Source organism: Stenotrophomonas sp. PFBMAA-4, assembly GCF_030053215.1.
GTDB lineage: Bacteria > Pseudomonadota > Gammaproteobacteria > Xanthomonadales > Xanthomonadaceae > Stenotrophomonas.
In genome coordinates, this window is record NZ_JASGBW010000024.1 from 1 (window position 1) to 16,547 (window position 16,547).

Consider the following 16,547-nt stretch of genomic DNA (forward strand, 5'->3'; position numbering starts at 1 on the left):
CATGACGTCTGCCGTGCCGACCAACGGTCGGCACCCACCAACAGCAGCGGGTGCCAACAGCCGCGTGAACCTGTCGAAGGCGGGGTGGGTCCGGTTGAGGGGGTGTGAGCGGCATGGATGCCGCGACCAAGCCTACATGGACGTATTTACGGCGTCCCCCTCAACCGGACCCACCCCGCCATCCCACGGATAGCGCGCTTTTGCTGTTGCTTCCGCAGGTGCAGGGCTGCAAGCCCTGCCAACCAACACCCCCCACCTACCACCATTGGCCTACACATTCCTGGCGCATTCCGCTGCGATAATGCCCGCCAGGGGCGACGCGCAGCGGGCGCGGGCGTGAGCAGAAACAGGATGTAGCGTGGTCGGCAGGCAGTGGCGTTACGGAACGGGGGCGGTGCTGGTCGTCCTGCTGATGGTGCTCGCCGCACCCTGGCTCGGCCATGCGCGCACGGTCGAGAACGGCCGCGATTACCTGCTGGTCGGTGCCGCCACCGATGAACCCACCCCCCATCGTGCCTGCACGCCGCAGATGCTGTCCGGCGACCGCCAGCAGGTCACCGTCGAAGCGCCGCCCGGAGGGTGGTCCGGCGAGCCGCAGGCGCTGGACGTGTTCAACGTGTTTGCCGGCGAAGTGCGCCTCAAGCACGGCGACCGCGAGATCTGCGGCAACATGCATGACGCGCGGACCCGGGATTCGCGCTTCCGCGCCGGCATCGGCATGGTCGCCGTGCCGCCGGCCGGCAGCCATGAACCGTTCGTGGTGTCCTGGCAGCGGCCATTGAAGGCACGCTGGGTGCCGACGCTGCTGCTGGGCGCGCCCAGCCCCGTGCAGCAGAACGACACCGCGCGCCTGCTGGTGCGCGCGGCCTGCATCGCGGTGGCCATCGCCCTGGCACTGTCGGCGCTGATGGCCTACCTGACCACGCGTGATCGCAGTTTCCTGTTCTACATCGCCGCCACCGTGGTGCTGGTGCTGTGGCAGTCCATCCTCGGCGGCCTCAGTGGCTACCCCGAGCCGTGGTTGCCGGTTGGCCAGCGCGGCCCGTGGTGGTTGCTGTCGCTGACCGCGGCCACCCTGGCGCTGGTGTTGCCGGCGCTGTGGCGGCTCAACGGCGGTGACCGCGTGCTGCCACGCTCGCGGCTGGCCCAGCAGCTGCTGCTGTGGGGCCTGATGGGCGTGGCCGTGATGGTGCCCTGGCTGGAGCGGGAGACCCTGGCGCCGGTAGCGCGGGTGCTGCAGGCCTGCTTCATCGGTGGCTGCCTGCTGTCGCTGGCCATGGGCGTGTGGGCGCGCCTGCGCGGGGACGCCTGGGCCGTGGCCGGGCTGGCGTCGCTGTCGCCGATGCTGGTGCTGGTGGTGGCCGATGCGACCCGCGCGCAATGGCTGTTCGAGTACCGTGTGGAGGCACTGCAGCTGGCGGTCACCTGGCTGCTGATGATGGCCGCCTACGCGCTCAACCTGCGCCTGGGCCGGCTGCGCCAGCAGCGGGACGAGATGCGCCAGCTGGCCGAGACGGACATGCTGACCGGCCTGCCCAACCGCCGCGCCGGCCTGCAGCAGCTCGCCCAGCAGCTGGAACGGGTGCAGCGCGACGGCGGCCCGCTGGTGATCGGCTTCCTCGACATCGATCTGTTCAAGGACATCAACGACCGCCACGGCCATGCGGTCGGGGACCAGGTGCTGGTGGCCGTGGCCCAGGCCCTGCGCGCGGCCGTGCGCAACCAGGACGAAGTGGTGCGCATGGGCGGGGAGGAGTTCCTGCTGCTGCTGCCGGGCATGCCGCGCGACGCGGCCGCCGCCCGCCTGGAGCAGCTGCGCCAGCGCATCACCCAGCTCTGCCAGGACCTGCAGGTGCCGGGCCTGGAGGTGACCGCCAGCATCGGCCTGGCGCAGTGGCGCCCGGGCGAGGACGACCTGGCCGCGCTGCTGCGGCGGGCCGACCATGCCATGTACGTGGCCAAGCGCAGCGGCCGCAACCGGGTCTTCGACGGCGAAACCGTCGATCCATTGCTGCCGGCGTGACCCGGGCGGGGCGGGGATGGCCGATAATGGGGCCATGACCACCCGACTCAACAAATACATCGCCGAAACCGGCTTCTGCTCCCGCCGCGAGGCCGATCGCCTGATCGCCGCCCGCCGGGTCACCGTCAACGGCCACCCCGGCGGTACCGGCGCCGTCGTCGGCGAGGGCGATACCGTCCTGGTCGACGGCCAGCCGCTGCAGGTGCGCGTGGCCCGCAAGCCGGGCGCCCGCCGCCACGTCTACATCGTGCTCAACAAGCCGGTGGGCGTGACCTGCACCACCGAAAGCTCGGTCAAGGGCAACATCGTCGACTTCGTCGGCCACGAGCAGCGCATCTTCCCGATCGGCCGCCTGGACAAGGATTCCGAGGGCCTGATCCTGATGACCAGCAACGGCGACATCGTCAACCAGATCCTGCGTGCCGAGAACGGCCACCAGAAGGAGTACCTGGTGGCGGTCAACAAGCCGGTCACCGATGAATTCCTGCGCGGCATGGCCCGCGGCGTGCGCGTCCACGACCAGATGACCCTGCCGTGCCGCACCTCGCGCATCGCCAAGTTCGGCTTCCGCATCACCCTGGAGCAGGGCCTGAACCGGCAGATCCGCCTGATGGCCGCCGCGTTCGATTACCGCGTCACCCAGCTGCGCCGCGTGCGCATCGACAACATCAAGATCGGTGCGCTGAAGCCGGGCCAGTGGCGCAACCTGACCGAGCAGGAACTGCGCGGGCTGCTGCCCAAGCAGCAGGACTGGTAAGCGACGCCTGTAGAGCCGAGCCCATGCTCGGCTGGCGGGCGGCATCATCGGCTAGACTCGGCAGTGACCTGCCGGAACATGACGCTGCATGATCAAGCCCGACAAGCCTGCCAACGAGGCCCAGCGCCTGGACGCGCTGTACCGCTACCGCATCCTCGATTCGGAGCGCGAGAAGTCCTTCGATGACCTGGTGGTCATCGCCAAGGCGGTGTGCGGCACGTCGATGGCCGCCGTCACCCTGATCGACGTTGAACGGCAGTGGTTCAAGTCGATCCAGGGCATCGATGCCGCCGAGAACCTGCGCAGCGAATCGATGTGTGGCCACGCCATCCTGCAGCCGCGCGAGCTCATGGTGGTGGAGGATGCGCGGCAGGACATCCGCTTCCACGACAACCCGGTGGTGACCGGCGATCCGCACGTGCGTTTCTACGCCGGTGCGCCGCTGATCAGCAGCGACGGCCTGCCGCTGGGCACGCTGTGCGTGTTCGATCCCACCCCGCAGCACCTGGCCCCGGACAAGGCCGAGGCGCTGGCCGCGCTGTCACGCCAGGTCATGCTGGTGATGGAACTGCGCCGCTTCGCGCTGGATATCCAGAGCCACATGGTGCAGCGCGATGACTACGAGCGCCTGCTGTCGGAGTACCACGACGTGCTGCTGGCGCAGAACGCCGACCTGACCGAACAGAGCCGCACCGATGCGCTGACCGGGCTGCCGAACCGGCGCGCGATGGCCGCTGCCCTGCAGGACGCGGTGGCCAGCGCCGACGGCCAGCCGCGGCAGACCTGCGTGGCCCTGGTGGACATCGACCACTTCAAGCACATCAACGATTTCCAGGGCCATGCCACCGGCGACCGGGTGCTGGCCGAACTGGGCGTGCTGCTGCGTTCGCACTTCGCCGGCCGCGGCCTGGCCGCGCGCTATGGCGGCGAGGAATTCGTGGCGCTGATGCCGGACGTGGACCTGCGCACCGCCGAACTGCAATGCGAGTTCCTGCGCATGGCGGTGGCCGACCTGCCACTGGGCTTCCCGGTGACGGTCAGCATCGGCGTGGCCCAGCATCAGGCCGGCGAAACCACCGACCAGACCCTGGCGCGCGCCGACGCGGCGCTGTACCGGGCCAAGGCCAACGGCCGCGACCGGGTGGAGCTGGCGCCGTAACCCGCTGCGCGGCACGGGGGGGCCATGACCTGACGGGCGCCTGCCTCTGGCGGGCCGTCTCAACCACTGCGATGTCATTGCCACATCATGGCGTCCTCCCCCTCTGCAAGGACGCCGCCCATGCTGCAGACCCTGGCCGTTGCCCACTACCGTTCGTTGCATGACCTGGTACTGCCGCTGCAGCGGTTGAACGTCGTCACCGGGGACAACGGCAGTGGCAAATCCAGCCTGTACCGCGCGTTGCGCCTGCTGGCTGAAAATGCACAGGGAGGCGTGGCCGCCGCGCTTGCCCGCGAAGGCGGGCTGGGTTCGGCACTGTGGGCTGGTCCGGAAAAGATCGATGCGCGCGTGGTGCGCGGTGAAATTCCCTTGCAGGGCACCGCGCGGCAGGAATCGGTCAGCTTGAAGCTGGGCTTTGCCACCGACGAGTTCGGCTACGCCATCGACCTGGGCTACCCGCCGCCCAGCCTGTCCGCGTTCGCGTTGGACCCGCAGATCAAGAGCGAGGCGATCTGGGCCGGCCCGTTTCTGCGCAGTGCCACTCAGCTGGTTGACCGGCGCGGCGTGCTGCTTCGCCGGCGGCGTGGGACAGGGTGGGGCGTGGTTGACGATCGCCTGTCCGTGTTCGACAGCCTGTTCACCCAGGCCGGTGATCCGCAGCGCATGCCTGAGGCCATCGCGTTGCGCGAATACATCCGTCGCTGGCGTTTCTACGATCACTTCCGCAGCGATGCTGAGGCACCCGCGCGGCAGCCGGCGATGGCCACGCGAACGCCGGTACTGCACCACGATGGGCACGATCTTGCCGCCGCCTGGGTGACGATCCTTGAAATCGGCGATCCACAGGCACTTGCCTGTACCGTCGACGATGCGTTCCAGGGCGCGACGGTGAGATTCGAGCAAGGCGATGGAAGGCTGGCCCTGCGCTTCCATCAACCCGGCCTGCTGCGTCCGCTGTCGATGGCCGAACTGTCCGACGGTACGCTGCGCTTCCTGTTGCTGGCCGCTGCGCTGCATACGCCGCGGCCACCGCCGCTGCTGGTACTCAACGAGCCGGAAACCAGCCTCCATCCTGACCTGCTGCCCGCGCTCGCGCGTTTGATCATCGCCGCCAGTGCGCGCAGCCAGGTCTGGGTGGTGTCCCATTCCAGCCGGCTGATCGCAGCCTTGGAGCAGGCGCCGGACTGCCACTCGCTGCACCTCCACAAGGAACAGGGCCGCACGTTGTTGAGTGGTCAGGGGTTGCTTGACGCTCCCGCATGGCATTGGCCGCGGCGTTGACGCCCCGCCTCACTCGGCGATATTGCGCGCCTCGGCCGTGCCCAGGATCTCCGGATGCTGCACCGGCTTGCGGCGGTTCAGCAGCGGATGCAGGAACACTGCACCGACGATGATCGCCACGCCCAGGTAGAACCACGGCGTCACTTCATGCTGCTCACGCAGCAGCACCACCGCCAGCAGCACGGCATAGACCGGCTCCAGGTTGGTCACCAGCTGCACGGTGTAGGCGCTCAGATGGCGCAGCGCGACCAGCGCCAGGGCGAACGGCAGCAGCGTGCAGGCGCCCGCCAGCACCAGCAGCAGGATGCCATCGTGCAGGTCGGGCACCACCCACAGGGGGCTGGCCAGCGCCGGCAGCAGGTACGGCAGCACCGGCGCCAGCAGGGTGAGGGTGAGCGTGCCGGCGCCCAGTTCCAGCGCGGTCACCGTCAGCGGATCGGCATGGCTGACCATGCGCTTGTTGAGCGAGCCGAACACCGCAACCAGCAGCGCCGACAGTGCGCCGACCAGCACGCCCAGGCGCATGCCATCGGGCACGCCGCCGACCACCAGGGCCACGCCCGGCAGCACCGCCAGGCCGAAGGCCAGCTCGCGCACCTGGAAGGGCCGCTTGGCCACCCACGGTTCGATGATGGAGGTGAACACCGGCGCCAGTGCGATGCAGGTGGCGGCCACCGAGGCATTGGCCAGCTTCACCGCGCCATAGAACGTCAGCCAGTGCAGGGCGACCAGTGCACCGATGCCGGCATAACCGGCTACCAGCCGCAGCGGCAGGGTGCGCAGCCCGCGCCAGACCCGCGGCAGCAGGGCCAGCATGGCCACCACCAGCAGCATGCGCCACCACACCAGCGGCAGCGCCGGCAGGGTGATCAGCTTGCCGAGGATGGCGGTGACGCCCCACAACAGGACACAGAAATGGATCTGCCAGAGCGCTTTGCGGGTGTCGGGGGTCGTCATCGGTGTATTGTGCGGCAAGCGCAGGGCGGCCGGCGATGCCGGTGGCCTGCCCGCTGCATCCTGTCCCTGGAGCCCGTGCATGCCTGCCGACCGTTCGCTGCTGCGGGGTTGGGCCGCGCTGACCGCGCTGGTCGCCGCCGCGTCACTGCTGCTGCAGTACCTGTTGCTGGTGACCGGCCCCGGCGGCAGCGCGGGCATTGCCGCGGCGACCCTGCGCTTCTTCGGCTACTTCACCATCCTCAGCAACCTGGCGGTTTGCGTGGGCTGCCTGTGCCTGGCGTCGGGACGAGCGCTGCGGGCGACCCCGGCGGCGGTGCTGGCGCTGTGCATCGGCGTGACCAGCCTGGTCTATGCGGTGGCCCTGCAGGGGCTGTGGCAGCCCACCGGCCTGCAATGGTGGGTCGACATGGGCCTGCACTACGCGGTGCCGCTGCTGTACCTGGGCGGCTGGCTGCTGCTGTTGCCGCACGGGCACCTGCGCTGGCGCGCGCTGGGCAGGGTGCTGCTGGTGCCGGTGGCGTACCTGGGCTGGGCGATGGCGGTGGCCGCCCTGCTCGGCCAGGCGCCGTACCCGTTCCTGGAATGGCAACGGATCGGTGCAGCGGCATTCGCGCTCAACGTGCTGCGGGTGGCCGGCGTGTTCGTGCTGGGCTGGAGCCTGCTGTGGGCGCTGGATCGCTGGCGCCGTCGCTGAGCCGCTGCAGGGCCATCGCTGCCGCCGGGTTGCGTGCCTTGCCCGCGCCGATGCACAGCAGGTAGACCTCGCGTGGCTGCGGCACGGCGGGCTCGGCCAGGCAGGGCAGGTCGTCCACGGGTTCGCCGCGTGACCAGCGCTGCGCGCGTTCAGCCCAGCGTTGTTGCTGCGGTCGCGGCAGGCCCTCGCGCAGGCGCGCCTGGCTGCGCTTGATGCGCGCGTAGACGAAGCCGGCGCTGACATCGCCGTGCAACGGTGCCTCGTCGCTGTCTTCGATCACCAGGGCCACGCCATGGCGGCGCGCGGCGGCCACCAGCTCCGGCCCGTGCACCTGCGCGTTGCGCACTTCCAGCGCGTGCTGCAGCGGTACGCCCTGCAGGGTCTGCGGCAGCGCAGCCATCAGTACTTCCAATGCCACCGCGTCAGCGGGGTGCCTGGGGTCGAACTGCCACAGCAGCGGGCCCAGCCGGTCACCCAGCGCCAGCGCGGCCTGCAGGAAGGGTGTGGCCGCTTCGACGGTGGACGACAGATCGCGGCGCTGCACGAGGTAGCGCGGCGCCTTCATCGAAAAGCGGAAACCGTCCGGCGTCTGGGCAGCCCACTGCGCGCACTGCGCTTCGGTGGGCGTGCGGTAGAAGGTGCCGTTGATCTCGATGCAGCGCAGCGCGTGGCTGGCGTGGGCCAGCTCTTCGCGCTGCGGCAGGCCGTCGGGGTAGAACACCCCGCCGCGCCACGCCGGAAACACCCAGCCGCCAATGCCGCAGCGGATCGCTGCGGCTGTCACTGGCCGTGGTCCGCGCGCCAGGGATCGTAGCTGCCGAACCACCACAGGTAGCCTTCCGGATCGGCGCAGGCGTAGCCCCGGCCGCCGTAGTCCTGGTCGGCGATCTCGATGACGATGCGCGCGCCGGCGGCCTTGGCCCGCGCGTAGTGGGCGTCGGCATCGGGAACGATGACGCACGCGCTCTGCGTCTGCCGCCCGTCGACCTCGTCGGGCATCACCGCCAGCTTCGACCATTCACCGCTGTTGCTGGCCGAGCCGAGCATGACCATGCCCTGGCCGAACACCAGTTGCGCGTGGAAGACCGTTTCGCCTTCGGCATACACCGCCTGCGCATGGAAGCCGAACGCGCGCTGCAGCCAGTCGATGGCGGCCAGTGCGTTGCGGTAGCGCAGGGACGGAATGATGGTGGAACCGGTGCTGGATGGATCGCTGTGGGCCATGACACCCCTCCTATGGCACAGGGCAGGATCGGACGCTGGCCGTTACCATCGCGCGAAACCCCGGTGATGGCCTGCACACGGCCGCAACCCCCGTTCGGAGATGGTGCTGGATGAACAACTGGATTGGAGGCGCCGTGCTGCTGGCCTGCGCGACGATGGCACATGCGGCTGAAACCGCGCCGACCCCGGCGCAGCTGCAGGACCTGGATGCGACCGTCGAGCGCGTGCGCGCGCAGTTCGACGTGCCCGGCGTGGCCGTGGCCGTGGTCAAGGACGGCAAGGTGGTGCTGGAGCGCGGCTGGGGCGTGCGTGAGCTGGGCAAGCCGGCGCCCGTGCAGGCCGACACCCTGTTCGCCATCGCCTCCAACACCAAGGCGTTCACCGCCACCTCGCTGAACCTGCTGGCCGAGGACGGCAAGCTGAAGATGGACGACAAGGTGATCGACCACCTGCCGTCGTTCCGCATGTCCGACCCGTTCGTGACCGGGCAGATGACCCTGCGCGACCTGCTTTCGCACCGCAGCGGCCTGAGCCTGGGGGCCGGCGACCTGCTGTTCTGGCCGACCACGTCCTACAGCAATGCCGAGGTGGTGCAGCGGCTCGGCCAGGTGCCGCTGAAGGGTGGTTTCCGCGAGCGCTACGCCTACGACAACATCCTCTATGCGGTGGCCCAGCAGGTCATCGAGAAGGTGTCGGGCATGAGCTACCAGCAGTTCCTGCAGACGCGCATCTTCGACAAGGTGGGCATGGCCGGCACGCGCTACAACGCCGACCATCTGCAGGCAGGCGACAACGCAGCGGTCGGTCACGCCAAGTACGATTTCAAGGATCTGCGCACCGTTGCGCCGCTGACCTGGTCGAACAACGCCGGTGCCGGTGGCATCTATTCCAGCGCACATGACATGGCGCGCTGGATGCAGGTGCAGCTGGCCGAGGGCACGCTGGCCGACGGTACGCCGCTGTTCAGTGCCAAGACCCAGAAAGAGATGTGGCAGATGATCACGCCGCAGGCCATTGCCGCGCCGAGCGTGCCCGAGCTGGAGCCGGCGCGCGCCAACTTCGCCGGTTACGGCGAGGGCTGGAGCCTGAGCGACTACCGCGGGCAGAAGCTGGTCTGGCACACCGGTGGCTGGCCGGGCATGGTTTCGCGCCTGACCCTGGTGCCGGGGCACAAGCTGGGCGTGGTGGTGCTGACCAACCAGGAAGCGGGCGCGGCATTCAATGCCATCACCCTGAGCGTGCTCGATGCCTACCTGGGCGGCGAAAAGCACGACTGGGTGGACGCCTATGCCAAGGGCGTGGCCAAGGGGCAGGACAAGGCTGATGAAGCCTGGGCCAAGCACCAGGCCGAGCGCGCCAAGGGCAGCACGCCGTCGCTGCCGCTGGTGCGCTATGCCGCCACGTACCGCGACCGCTGGTATGGCGACATGGTGGTGTCTGCAGAGGGCAAGGGCCTGCGCCTGCGTTTTGCCAGAACCGCGCAGCTGACCGGCCGCCTGGAGCACTGGCAGCACGATACGTTCATCGTGCGCTGGGATGACCGCTCGCTCAACGCCGATGCCTTCGTCAACTTCAGCCTGGACCCGGACGGCAAGGTGCGCGAAGTGCGCATGCAGCCGATCTCGGACCTGACCGATTTCAGCTTCGACTTCCAGGACCTGCTGTTCACCCCGGTCAGCCCGTAACGGTAGCGCCGGGCCATGCCCGGCGAACGCCGGGAACACACCGGCCATGGGATAATCCCCGCGCTGATATGGCGAGGGAATGTGATGTTTCGTTGGTTTGAATCCCTGATTCCGGTGTTCCCGCCCGTGGACGGCCGCATGCCGCCGCAGAAGGTGCTGCCGTTCTACCTGCACTACCTGCGCCCGGTGTGGCCGGTGCTGCTGGCCACCCTCATCGCCGGCCTGCTGCTGGCGCTGGTGGAAGTGGCGATGTTCGATTACCTGGGCCGCATCGTCGACATGGTCGCCGAGCAGCCCGGTGCCGGTTTCTTCCAGCGCCACGCCAACGAACTGGGCTGGATGCTGTTCATCACGGTCATCGCGCGGCCGATCCTGGTCGGCCTGCACAACCTGCTGGTCAACCAGGCCATCGTGCCCGGCCTGAGCAACCGCTCGCGCTGGCTGATGCACAACTACGTGGTGCGGCAGAGCCTGAGCTTCTTCCAGAACGACTTTGCCGGCAGCGTCGCCAACCGGGTGATGCAGACCGGTACCTCGCTGCGCGAATCGGCCGTGCAGATGGTCGATTCGCTCTGGTACATCGTGGTCTACACCGGCACCGCGCTCTACCTGTTCGCGCAGGCGGACTGGCGCCTGATGGTGCCGCTGATCCTGTGGCTGCTGGCCTACGCGGTGATCCTGGCCTACTTCGTGCCGCGCGCGAAGGAACGGGCCTGGATTGCGTCGGAGGCACGTTCCAAGGCGATGGGCCGCATCGTCGATGGTTACACCAACATCCCCACGCTGAAGCTGTTCGCCCACGGCGGGCGCGAGCAGGCCTACGTCGCCGAGTCGATCCAGGAGCTGGCGGTCAAGCACCGCGCGCAGACCCGCATCACCACCGGCATGGACCTGACCATCGCCATCGTCAACGGCTTCCTGATTGCCGGTACCTGCGGCCTGGCGCTGTGGCTGTGGAACGGCGGGCACATCACGGTGGGCGCGATCACCCTGGCCACCGGCCTGGTCATCCGCATCCACAACATGTCCGGCTGGATCATGTGGACCATCAACGGCATCTTCGAGGACATCGGCACGGTGCAGGATGGCATCACCACCATCGCCCAGCCGCTGACCGTGCAGGACCGCGAAGACGCCGTGCCGCTGCAGGTGGCCCACGGTGGCGTGCACTTCCAGGACATCCACTTCCACTACGGCAAGAAGGGCGGGGTGATCGCCGGGCTGGACCTGGTGGTGAAGCCCGGCGAAAAGATCGGCCTGGTCGGTCCGTCCGGTGCCGGCAAGTCGACCCTGGTCAACATCCTGCTGCGCCTCTATGACTTGGAAAGCGGACGCATCCTGATCGACGGCCAGGACATCGCCCGCGTCACCCAGGAAAGCCTGCGCCAGCAGATCGGCGTGGTCACCCAGGACACCTCGCTGCTGCATCGTTCGATCCGCGACAACCTGCTGTACGGCCGCCCCGACGCGACCGATGAGCAGCTGCGCGCGGCCGTGGCCAAGGCACGTGCCGAAGCCTTCATCGACACGCTGGTGGACGGGCAGGGGCGCCGCGGGTATGACGCGCATGTCGGCGAGCGCGGCGTGAAGCTGTCCGGTGGCCAGCGCCAGCGCATCGCCATTGCCCGCGTGCTGCTGAAGGACGCGCCGATCCTGGTGCTGGACGAAGCCACCTCGGCGCTGGATTCGGAAGTGGAAGCGGCGATCCAGGACAGCCTGGACGAGCTGATGGGCGGCAAGACGGTCATCGCCATCGCGCACCGCCTGTCGACCATCGCGCGCATGGACCGCCTGGTGGTGATGGACCAGGGCCGTATCGCCGAAACCGGCACCCATGCCGAACTGATCGCCGCCGGTGGGCTGTACGCGCGCCTGTGGGCGCGGCAGACCGGTGGGTTCGTGGCTGCCGACCAATGATGGGATCGGGGTCGGAGCCCTGCCTGCGGGAGGGCTCCGACCCCAGCATGTTTCTGGAGACCCGCATGATCCGTTCTCTACCCCCCCTGGTGCTGGCGCTGGCACTGGTCGCCACGACCGCAGCCGCTGCATCGCCATCCGTGGAAGGCGAAGCCCTCGAGCAGGTCGTCCTGCTCAGCCGCCACAACCTGCGCGCACCGCTGGTCTCTTCGGGCGCGCTGGCCGACGCCACGCCACACGCGTGGGCCACCTGGGACGTTGCCGCTGGCGAGCTGAGTACCAAGGGCGGCGTGCTGGAGATCTACCTGGGCCGCTACCTCGGCCAATGGCTGCGCCAGCAGCAGGTACTGCCGGCAACGGGTTGCCCGCAGGAGGGCGATTTCCACGCGCTGGCCAACAGCCTGCAGCGCACCCAGGCCACCGCGCAGTTCTTCGTTGCCGGGGCGTTTCCAGGCTGCCACGTCACGGTGCAACAGCGCAGGCCGCTGGGCACGATGGACCCGCTGTTCGACCCTGTGATCCACCGCGACGACGCCGGCTTCCAGCGCCGCGCGCTGCGGGCCATGCAGAAGGCCGAATCGCAGGCACGGCTGGGCCCGGACCTGCAGATCGTCGAGGGCGTGGTGGAACACGCATCCTCGCCGGCCTGTGCCGGGCGCAGCCCGTGCGCGCTGCAGGCCGGCGACAGCCGTTTCCGCGTCGAAGCGGGCAGGGAGCCGGGGGCCTCCGGTTCATTGGCGCTGGCCAACGGCATGGTCGATGCGCTGCTGATGCAGGATTACCAGAACGACGGCGGAACACCGGCAGGCTGGGGCCGCCTGCACGGCGACGCCCAGTGGCAGGCCCTGGCGCGGGTCCGCAACGGCTACCAGGACATCCTGTTCGGCACCCCGGAGGTGGCACGCGACGTGGCCGCGCCGCTGCTGTCGCACATTGATGGCCTGTTCGCCGATCCGCAGTCGCCGAAGGTGAGCCTGCTGGTCGGCCACGATTCAAACATCGGCGCCGTGCTGGCGGCATTGGGTGCCGCGGATTACACGCTGCCGGGCCAGCTTGAGAAGACGCCGATCGGCGGCCTGCTGCAGTTCGAGCGCTGGCGCGTGCACAGCGGCGAAGCGCGCTATCGGCTGGTGTATGTCTATCCCACCCGTACGCAGTTGCGTGATGCGCTGCCGTTGAGTGATGCACAGCCGCCCGGACGGGTGGAGCTGGCGCTGCCCGGATGTGGGCAGGACGGATGCAGTGACATGCAATTCAAGCGCCTGCTGCATCGCGCGGTGGATTGAATGCCATCCACGCCATGCGTGGATGGGGGGCAGTAGATCCACGCCATGCGTGGATGAACCCATCCGCAGTGCGGACCAACGGTCCGCACCCACCACCGGGGGCAGTAGATCCACGCCATGCGTGGATGAACCCATCTGCAGTGCGGACCAACGGTCCGCACCCACCACCGGAGTGCAGTAGATCCACGCCATGCGTGGATGAACCTATCCGCAGTGCGGACCAACGGTCCGCACCCACCACCGGGGTGCAGTAGATCCACGCCATGCGTGGATGAACCCATCCGCAGTGCGGACCAACGGTCCGCACCCACCACCGGGGTGCAGTAGATCCACGCCATGCGTGGATGAACCCATCCGCAGTGCGGACCAACGGTCCGCACCCACCTTCCAACTCACTCGATCGGCTGGTCCAGCATCAGCTGCCGTGCGAAGCGCACCGGCGGCGCGCCGTAGGACAGCATCTGGTCGTGATAGGCCTTCAGGTTGAACTTGTCGCCCAGCTTGTCCTGCATCGCCTTGCGGGTGTCGAAGTGTTCCTGTGCACCGACGAAGTAGGTCGGCAGCTGCGCCGAGGTCAGCTGTGCGCGCACCCACTTGCCCGAGGCTTCGCTTTCCTGCTGGAACGCGTCGTGGGTCATCAGGTGCATCGCCTTCTCGCGATCCCAGTTGTCCACGTGCACGCCCTGGTCGAGGATCGCGTTGGAGATCGTGCGCAGGTAGAACTTCAGCTGCACCAGGTGGAACAGCGGGTCGTTGTTGAGGTAACCCTGCTCCTGCATCATGCGCTCGGTGTAGACCGCCCAACCTTCGGCGAACAGGCCCGAACGCAGTACCGCACGCAGGGTCGACGGGAACTTGGCCGAGTGCCAGCCTTCCAGGTAGTGGCCCGGGGTGCCTTCGTGGATGCTCAGCAGGTGGATCATGCGCGAGTTGTACTCACGCAGGAACGAATCGACCTGCTTGTCGCTCCAGTCGTCCGGAATCGGCGAGACGGCGTAGAAGGTCTTCAGGTTCTTGTCCAGCGGGCCCGGCGAATCGCAGTACGCCACGGCCACGCCGCGCTGGAACTCGGGCATCAGGATGATGTCCACCGGCGCATCGGGCAGGGTCATCAGGTCGTGTTCGCGCACGAACGCGGTGGACTGCTCCAGCGCGGCCTTGGCATCGTCGACCACCTTGTCGCGCGCCGGCTTGTCGGCGTACGCCAGCTCCAGCGCGGCCTCGATGGCCTTCTGCTGCTGCTCGTCGGTCGGCTGCGCCGGCATCTCCGGTGCGCCCGGCTTGTCCTTCAGCACGGTCTGCGCGATGCGGTACATGTCCTCGCGCACGCGCTTGAGTTCGGCGCGTGCACGCTCGCCGATCTCCTGGCGCGACAGCGAGGAATTCAGCGCGAACTTCAGCTTCTGGTCGTACTTTTCCGCACCGATGCGGAAGTCACCCTTGGCGTTCGGCACCAGGGTCTTGTCCAGCCAGGCCTGCTGTTCGTCCACGGCCTTCTTCAGGCCGTCGATGGCAGCCTGCAGGCGCTGCTGGTCGGCCTGCGGCAGTTCGCCGATATGCGGGGTGATGAAGGTATCGACGATGCTGAGGATGCCCTTGTTCTGCTTGGCCACCGTCTCGGCGTGGATCTTCGGCACGCGTGCCGGGTCGAGGTTCTCGCGGGCCTGGGCGAAGATCGCCGGCAGCTTTTCCATGCGCGCGGTGGCCGATTTCAGGCGGTCGGGCAGCGGTGCGAACTCGCGGGCCATCAGGCCGTACAGGGCGCTGCCGGCCAGGCCGTTGTAGAGCTGCGGGTCCCACTTGCCGGACTGCAGCACCTCGCTGTTCCAGATTTCCGACTGCAGCTGGTTGCGCAGGATCGCCGCGTCGACCTGGTTCTCGCGGCCCAGCTTGGCCACGTCGATCTTGTCCAGCTCGGCGAGCAGGCCCTTGTACGCGTCCACGGTCTTCTGCTGGCCGGCCGCGCTCAGGTCGTCGATCTCGCTGTCATAGCGGTGGTCGCCGATCTGGGTGGCGCTGACCGGGGACAGCTGCATCCAGGTGTCCAGTGCACGCTTGGACAGGTCGGCGAAGGCGGCATCGACCGCCGCGTCGCCGGCCTGCTGGCTGGCGGCCGGGGTGGAACCGTTGGTCGGGGCGTCAGCCGGCTGGCAACCGGCCAGGGCGGCGACCAGGGCAAGGGCAAGGAGATGCGGGCGCATCGGCGTTCCTGTACTGGGATCAATCCCCGAGCATAGGGCGCGCGGGGCGCTTTGTCCCCCTGCCATAGGATTACCATGGGCGCTGGCAGGAATCCCACGCCCCAGGAGGGCAACGAGATGCAGGTTCAAGGAAGAAGCGTTTTCCCCGGGCGGGGCGCGATGATCGCGCTGTTGGCACTGGTGGTCCTGGCTGGCACCAGCTGCGCCAACAAGGAGCGCGCACCCGGTGGTGGCGCGCCCGCACCCATGGCCGCGATCAAGCAGGGCGAGGGTCAGTTCCTGGCCTACACCCACGAGGTCCGCGTTGAACTGGACGGCGAACGCATCGGCCCGCGCCTGCAGGCCCTGGCCGAGTCCTGCCAGAAAGCCCAGTTTGGTGACTGCACGCTGCTGGAGATGAGCGAAGGCGATTACACGCCACGCCCCGACGCGCTGCGTCACGAGGCGCGCATCCGCGTCCGTCTCGCGCCCGACGGGGTGGGGCCGTTCATTGCACTGGCCGGCCGCGACGGGCACGTTGCCAACCGCTCCACCGATGCCGAAGACCTTGCCGAGCAGGTGGCCGACACCCGCCGCACGCAGGACCGCCTGCAGCGCGAATACGAAAAGCTGTCGGTGATGCAGCAGCGGGCCGACGTCAAGGTGGCCGACCTGCTGGCCATCTCGCAGCGCATGTCGGAAATCGAGGCCGGCCTGGAAGCCGCCAACCGCGAGGCTGCACAGCAGCGCCGCCGCATCGATACGCAGCTGGTGACCGTGCAGCTGGAACCGCCGTCAGGCGAAACCGGGCGCAGCGAGATCGGCGCCGCGGTACGCGACTTCGGCGGCGTGTTCACCAGCAGCGTGGCCTTCGTCATCCGCGCCGTTGCGGCACTGGTGCCCGTAGGCGTGGTGCTGTGGCTGCTGGGTTGGGTGGGGCTGGCGCTGTGGCGCAGGCGGCGCCGCAAGGCGTAAGCGCCGGCAACGGGTAACGGGTAACGGGTGACGCCGGGCCAGGCCCGGCGAAGCCCTCAGCCCTCGTCGGTCTCGTACTCGACGAACACGTCCAGTTCCAGTGCCAGCTCCTGCACCGCATCGCGCACCTTCTGCGCGGTGGTTTCGTTGCCGACTTCCACTTCCAGTTCGTGGATGCCCGGGCCGATGTCATCGGACAGGCCGGCCGAGCTGGAATCATCGTCGTCCATGTGCGGCATCAGGTCGTCGGTTTCTTCGACATGTTCGATGCCTTCCAGGCCCAGCAGCAGGTCGCTGATGGCGCGGGCGTCGTCTTCGGTTCCGGTGATGCGCAGTCGCAGCATTGGCATGGCGGGTACACAGAGTGGGGTTGCCTGCAGCCTAGCCAGCCAAGGGAAAAGACCGGGTG

General features: G+C 68.4%; 14 protein-coding genes. 9 read left to right on the forward strand and 5 right to left on the reverse strand.

Annotated features, from left to right (window positions below):
- Nucleotides 1-358 precede the first annotated feature (358 nt).
- The 4 genes from QMZ26_RS14890 (at nucleotide 359) to QMZ26_RS14905 (ending at nucleotide 5,220) form a co-directional block, all read left to right on the forward strand.
- A complete protein-coding gene (locus tag QMZ26_RS14890) occupies nucleotides 359-2,023 on the forward strand; it encodes a diguanylate cyclase (RefSeq protein ID WP_283221912.1) in 1,665 nt (554 codons plus the stop codon).
- Between the two features lie 34 nt (nucleotides 2,024-2,057).
- Nucleotides 2,058-2,780, forward strand: coding sequence for a pseudouridine synthase (locus tag QMZ26_RS14895; protein ID WP_079221222.1), 723 nt, complete (start codon nucleotides 2,058-2,060; stop codon nucleotides 2,778-2,780).
- A gap of 88 nt (nucleotides 2,781-2,868) precedes the next feature.
- Complete coding sequence (locus QMZ26_RS14900) at nucleotides 2,869-3,939, forward strand: sensor domain-containing diguanylate cyclase (RefSeq protein WP_283221913.1); 1,071 nt, start codon at nucleotides 2,869-2,871, stop codon at nucleotides 3,937-3,939.
- Between the two features lie 120 nt (nucleotides 3,940-4,059).
- On the forward strand, nucleotides 4,060-5,220 hold the full coding sequence (locus tag QMZ26_RS14905) for an AAA family ATPase (RefSeq protein ID WP_283221914.1): 1,161 nt from the start codon (nucleotides 4,060-4,062) through the stop codon (nucleotides 5,218-5,220).
- Between the two features lie 9 nt (nucleotides 5,221-5,229).
- Here the strand turns inward: QMZ26_RS14905 and QMZ26_RS14910 are convergent, their stop codons facing one another.
- The gene (locus tag QMZ26_RS14910; protein ID WP_108746275.1) at nucleotides 5,230-6,177 is read right to left on the reverse strand and encodes a DMT family transporter; all 948 of its coding nucleotides are present in this window, start codon (nucleotides 6,175-6,177) and stop codon (nucleotides 5,230-5,232) included.
- Nucleotides 6,178-6,256: 79 nt separating this feature from the next.
- Between QMZ26_RS14910 and QMZ26_RS14915 the strand changes: the two genes are divergently transcribed.
- On the forward strand, nucleotides 6,257-6,871 hold the full coding sequence (locus QMZ26_RS14915; RefSeq protein WP_283221915.1) for a Pr6Pr family membrane protein: 615 nt from the start codon (nucleotides 6,257-6,259) through the stop codon (nucleotides 6,869-6,871).
- On the opposite strand, the gene QMZ26_RS14920 is transcribed toward QMZ26_RS14915, so the two are convergent.
- Nucleotides 6,792-7,655, reverse strand: coding sequence for a DUF72 domain-containing protein (locus QMZ26_RS14920; protein WP_283221916.1), 864 nt, complete (start codon nucleotides 7,653-7,655; stop codon nucleotides 6,792-6,794). The genes QMZ26_RS14915 and QMZ26_RS14920 overlap by 80 nt on opposite strands.
- A complete protein-coding gene (locus tag QMZ26_RS14925) occupies nucleotides 7,652-8,095 on the reverse strand; it encodes a VOC family protein (protein ID WP_283221917.1) in 444 nt (147 codons plus the stop codon). The genes QMZ26_RS14920 and QMZ26_RS14925 overlap by 4 nt, the downstream gene beginning before the upstream one ends.
- A 110-nt stretch (nucleotides 8,096-8,205) precedes the next feature.
- Here QMZ26_RS14925 and QMZ26_RS14930 point away from each other — a divergent pair, with 110 nt between their 5' ends.
- From QMZ26_RS14930 to agp, 3 genes are all read left to right on the forward strand, one after another.
- The gene (locus QMZ26_RS14930) at nucleotides 8,206-9,780 is read left to right on the forward strand and encodes a serine hydrolase (RefSeq protein WP_283221918.1); all 1,575 of its coding nucleotides are present in this window, start codon (nucleotides 8,206-8,208) and stop codon (nucleotides 9,778-9,780) included.
- An 84-nt stretch (nucleotides 9,781-9,864) separates the two neighbouring features.
- Nucleotides 9,865-11,697 carry a multidrug efflux ABC transporter SmrA gene (smrA, locus tag QMZ26_RS14935; protein WP_200734325.1) on the forward strand — a complete coding sequence of 611 codons (1,833 nt, stop codon included), beginning with the start codon at nucleotides 9,865-9,867 and terminating at the stop codon, nucleotides 11,695-11,697.
- A 65-nt stretch (nucleotides 11,698-11,762) separates the two neighbouring features.
- Entirely contained in the window at nucleotides 11,763-12,983 is a 1,221-nt protein-coding gene (gene agp, locus QMZ26_RS14940; protein ID WP_283221919.1) for a bifunctional glucose-1-phosphatase/inositol phosphatase, read from the forward strand.
- Between the two features lie 392 nt (nucleotides 12,984-13,375).
- On the opposite strand, the gene QMZ26_RS14945 is transcribed toward agp, so the two are convergent.
- The gene (locus tag QMZ26_RS14945; RefSeq protein WP_283221920.1) at nucleotides 13,376-15,184 is read right to left on the reverse strand and encodes a DUF885 domain-containing protein; all 1,809 of its coding nucleotides are present in this window, start codon (nucleotides 15,182-15,184) and stop codon (nucleotides 13,376-13,378) included.
- Nucleotides 15,185-15,343: 159 nt separating this feature from the next.
- Between QMZ26_RS14945 and QMZ26_RS14950 the strand changes: the two genes are divergently transcribed.
- On the forward strand, nucleotides 15,344-16,138 hold the full coding sequence (locus QMZ26_RS14950) for a DUF4349 domain-containing protein (RefSeq protein WP_283221921.1): 795 nt from the start codon (nucleotides 15,344-15,346) through the stop codon (nucleotides 16,136-16,138).
- Between the two features lie 56 nt (nucleotides 16,139-16,194).
- On the opposite strand, the gene QMZ26_RS14955 is transcribed toward QMZ26_RS14950, so the two are convergent.
- Nucleotides 16,195-16,488: a hypothetical protein gene (locus tag QMZ26_RS14955; protein ID WP_200732357.1), complete on the reverse strand. Its 294-nt coding sequence runs from the start codon at nucleotides 16,486-16,488 to the stop codon at nucleotides 16,195-16,197.
- Nucleotides 16,489-16,547 lie beyond the last annotated feature (59 nt).